This is a genomic window from Sodalinema sp. (assembly GCF_046483825.1).
Taxonomy (GTDB): Bacteria; Cyanobacteriota; Cyanobacteriia; order Cyanobacteriales; family Geitlerinemataceae; genus Sodalinema.
On sequence record NZ_JAWOCL010000267.1, the window covers coordinates 1 to 4,197 of the forward strand.

General features: G+C 47.6%; 4 protein-coding genes. All 4 read right to left on the reverse strand.

The features are described 5' to 3' along the window. The coding region (locus R6U67_RS16905) for a tetratricopeptide repeat protein (protein ID WP_410253635.1) at positions 1-648 on the reverse strand (648 nt) is incomplete at its 3' end. A 62-nt stretch (positions 649-710) separates the two neighbouring features. Continuing rightward, positions 711-1,916 (reverse strand): sulfotransferase, encoded by a 1,206-nt coding sequence (locus tag R6U67_RS16910; RefSeq protein ID WP_410253636.1) that lies wholly within the window; start codon positions 1,914-1,916, stop codon positions 711-713. A 129-nt stretch (positions 1,917-2,045) separates the two neighbouring features. Then, positions 2,046-3,863, reverse strand: a complete 1,818-nt coding sequence (locus R6U67_RS16915) for an ABC transporter ATP-binding protein (protein WP_410253637.1) — start codon at positions 3,861-3,863, stop codon at positions 2,046-2,048. 53 nt (positions 3,864-3,916) lie between these two features. Further along, positions 3,917-4,197: sulfotransferase domain-containing protein (locus R6U67_RS16920; RefSeq protein WP_410253638.1), on the reverse strand; the 281-nt coding region annotated here is incomplete at its 5' end.

A 4,197-nucleotide genomic window follows, 5' to 3' on the forward strand; every position in this document is an offset into this window, starting at 1 on the left:
CTCATATCGCCACCATCCTTGGTACGGATCGAGTGTAATGGCTTGCCACCAAGCGGCGATCGCACCCGTCCATTGTTTCGCTTCTGCTAAGGTTTGAAACAATAGCAAATAAGTCTCCCAAGTCTCAAAACCCTGCTGAATTTCGGCGTTACAACCTTGTAATACCTGATGGATTTGATGTGGGTCGTCCCAACCTTTTTCATATGCCGAGAGCGCGTCTAGCCATCGCTGCTGTTGGGCTAGGGTTTTTGCCAATTTTCGATAGATAAAAACTGAGGGAGTGTTGAGGAGTTGAATCCCTTTTCGATAGGCTTGTTCTGCCTCTTGCCAACGTAGCTGTTTAATGAAGAGATTTCCTAAATTTCGATGGGCTAAAAAAATGGAAGGATTGATGGCGATGATTTGTTTATACAGAGAAATTGCCTGGCTATTTTGTTGCCGCTGGTACAAAAAATCGGCGCATTCAAGTAAGAGCGTTTCATCTTCCGGATTGAGAGCGAATGCCTCCTCATAGAAGTCTAAAACAGCTTCGAGGTCATCCTGCTGTTGATAAAACTGTAACAGCCAGCGAGCAGCTTCTTTGGCTTGATATCCCAGTTTGAGTTTGAGATAACAGCCTAATACAGTTAGTTTAGTTTTGATTTCCATGACTATTTTGCATAACTATTTTGCATGATTTAGCTTGTTATTTAGTTTACCTGGAAACTCAGTCATGACCACCAATTCAGAACTTTCCCCGTAATATCTGTTAATTGCTCCATATCCTCTTTAAAATAGTCTTGTAGGGCAGTCTTCAGTTTAGCATCCGAGTCATCGTCTATCCTGGACATTGAGGACTGGTAGTTCCCAACATTGTATTTTCGATATTCACGAAGTTCATGGCGAGGCAAGCCAAGATACTCAAAGACCGACTGGCTTGTGGCGGCGGGTTGATTGAGTAACTCCTCACTTTTGAGGACATAGATTTGCTCTGGTTCAAAGTGAGAATACCAAGCTGTAAGATTGGCACCGTAACAACTTTCCCGCAAATAATCAGGAACAAACTCAACTGACGTGGACTGGCTAGGGTTGCCAGCCAAACTTTCATAAATCGCGACATCTAAGGGGCGCATCTCTTGACCCCGACGCACTCGATCATAATAGTGAGAGATGGTTCGATCAACGGGATTGCGCAGACTCACAATCAGGCGAATATCGGGATAGGCTTGTTTGATTCGTTGAGGTGCTTCAGGATGGGCAAAATAACTGGGACTGGCTTCTCCTGTTATCAATCCTTGCTGTTTGGCAATCTCTTGCGAGATGGCTGGAAAATGGGACTGATACCAAGGTAAACCATATTGAAAACGATGAGACCAAAAGTTAATTTCTTTGACAACAGCCGGTAAGACGTTAGGATGGGAGGCGAGATAGCTGTAGAGGGCGCTTGTACCGGATTTTGCTGCACCAATAATGATAAATTTGGGAGATAAAGAAGTCTCTGTCCAAGCTGTTTTTACGAGGTGTTGATAGGATTTTGAGAACTTGGCGTAACTCACAGATTGGTAGTGTCGGATCGCAGCTTGTTCGTTGCCCTGGCGGGTGAGGGCTTCGGCAAGATTGAGGGCGATCGCGGGTTGAACAGAGCTAGACTGTTGGTTAGACTGGGCTAGGATGGCGATCGCCGTCTGCAAACGATTCGTCTTTTCCAACACTTCCCAGAGCGATCTGTTATACCACCAGCTTTTGTTGGGATAATCCCTGAGGATGTTCAGATAGTCTTGGGCCGCCGCCTCTAGCTGGTTAGTGGCCTGATAGGTTGCCGCAGACTTCAGTGCGTTTTCTAGGGCGTCTTGATGACTGGCTGGAGGGTCTGAGGATGGCGATCGCGGCTTCTTAAATAAGGTTTTTAAGGATGGCCAATTTTTTAGTTTTTTCATTAGTTTGTTCAACGGTTTGACTCCTGATCACAGTTGATGATGTTAATTGACGATGCTATACAACTGACTCTGAACGTATAACGTCTCGACGACAATTCTCATCTTGGTATAGCCCAATAACTCAAAGAATCAACGATAGTTACGAGCTTGTGTCTCAAACAAATTAGCATAAAGACCCTGCTTATCAATCAACTCATCATGAGACCCCGATTCAACAATACACCCCTTATCTAAAACATAAATCCGATCCGCCATTTTGACCGTCGATAGTCGATGAGTAATCAAAACCGCTGATTGTCCTTCTAACAATTCCCGGAACTTCTTGAAAACTTCATATTCCGCTTTCGGATCGAGAGCTGACGTGGGTTCATCCAGAACAATGACCTGAGAGTTACGCAGAAAAGCACGCGCAATAGACACCTTTTGCCATTGACCAATACTGAGTTCTTCCCCAGTAGCAAACCGTTTGCCAAGTAAATTGTCATAGCCAAGTGGAAGCGTTTGGATGACTTCATCTGCCCCAGACCGTTTTGCCGCTTTAATGATGCGTTCATCCTCGGAGGGACATTCCAGGTTCCCCAGCCAGATATTTTCACGAGCCGTCAGGTGATATTTAGCATAGTCTTGAAAGATGACACTAATTTGCTGGCGGAGTTCGCGAACCTTCAAGTCTCGCAAATCGATACCATCCATCAGAATGTGGCCTTCTGTGGGGTCATAAAGACGGCAGAGGAGTTTAATTAAGGTTGTTTTGCCTGAGCCATTTTCTCCCACCAACGCAATGACTTCTCCGGGTTTGATATGAAAGGAAGCATTTTTAATGGCTTTCCGCTGACTGTTGGGGTAATTAAAGTAAACATTTTTAAAAGAAATGCCCTGTTTCATAGGAGATGGAATGGGCTCTGGAGAGACTGGATCCACAATTCTCGGTTTAATGTTGAGAAATTCAAAGAGATAGGCCAGATAACGGTTATCTTCGTAAAGACCTGCAACGCCCTGAAGGACTTGCCAAAGCGCATCATAGGCTTTGCGGAAGGCTTGGTTATACAAGACCAAGTCCCCCACGGTGATATTGCCCTGAACCGTTTGATAGGCAATATAGGCATAGATCCCCCAGGTTGCCACCACAGAAATAAGAGTGGTGAAAAAGTCGGCTGAGGCGCGACGTAGGGCGATTTGTAGCCGTTCTTCCCGCAGTCGCCAACGTAATTTGCGGAACCGCCGGGAGAAGAGTTCCCCGAGTTGAAAGAGGCGGATCTCTTTGGCGTAGTTTTCACTGACCAGTAAGCTGTTATAGTACGAGGCTTCCCGTTGTGTGGCGGTGCGGCGTTGTAACCAGGCGTGAATCTCGCGAACGAAGGCGAGACGGACTAAGATGCGGGGAATCACGGGGAGTATGAGAACGCCACCAATAAGCCAGTTGAAGCTGAGAAGAGTACCTCCCATGGTGACTAGCTTGACGAGGTTACTGCCAATTTGCTCTAGGCGATTGAGTAGGCGTAGTGGTACGTTGTTGGCTTCGTTGCGGGCGCGTTCGAGGATGTCGTAGTAGTTGGGATCTTCGTAATGTTCGAGATCGACGGTGATGGCTTTATCGTGAATAATCTCGTAGAGGCGATCGGAGACGACTTGTTGCTGATATTGGTTGACGAGGCGGCCGACGGAAGTGAGGAAGGCGGCGGCGAGGTTCACCAAACCCATGGCAATCACCAGGGGAGCGATGCGACGAAAGGCATCTTCTGGGTTATCGGCATCAAACCCCATGGTGATGTTGTCGAGGAGCAGCTTCATGATATAAAGCCGCGTGATGGGAATGCAGCTTTTGACGATGGTGATACTGCCTCGGGCTACAGTCCACCAGGGGCCGCTATTCCAGACAATTCGGATCGCCCGTCCGAGGTGAATGACACGTTCAGATTCAAAGTCTAAGAGGTGACGGGTGCGCATAGTGGGAAGTGGGGGGAGGATGCCAGGTTAGAGGGCCAGGTTAGAGGGCCAGGTTAGGGATTAATATGTTCGTCGGGTAGGGGGGTCTGAAGTAACTCTTGAAGCTGACGGGTATGGGGTTGAAAGAAGGCTTGCAGATCTTGACGAATCTCGGGGTCGGGTTGGTATTGACCGGGATTGCGGTTGCTAGCGGAGGGGAGGGAGTATCCGGGAATGTCTAAAAACTCACAGAGGCGATCTAGGGTCGCTTGGGGCTGTTGGAAGAGGGTTTCGCTAAAGATAATGTGAATTTGCTGGCGGGGGAAACAGGAGAACCAACGGGTGAGGGGGGGAA

Excerpts from the sequence above, each read along its gene's own strand:
- R6U67_RS16910 (WP_410253636.1), bottom strand. The coding sequence starts at position 1,916 with ATGAAAAAACTAAAAAATTGGCCATCCTTAAAAACCTTATTTAAGAAG.
- R6U67_RS16915 (WP_410253637.1), bottom strand. The coding sequence starts at position 3,863 with ATGCGCACCCGTCACCTCTTAGACTTTGAATCTGAACGTGTCATTCAC.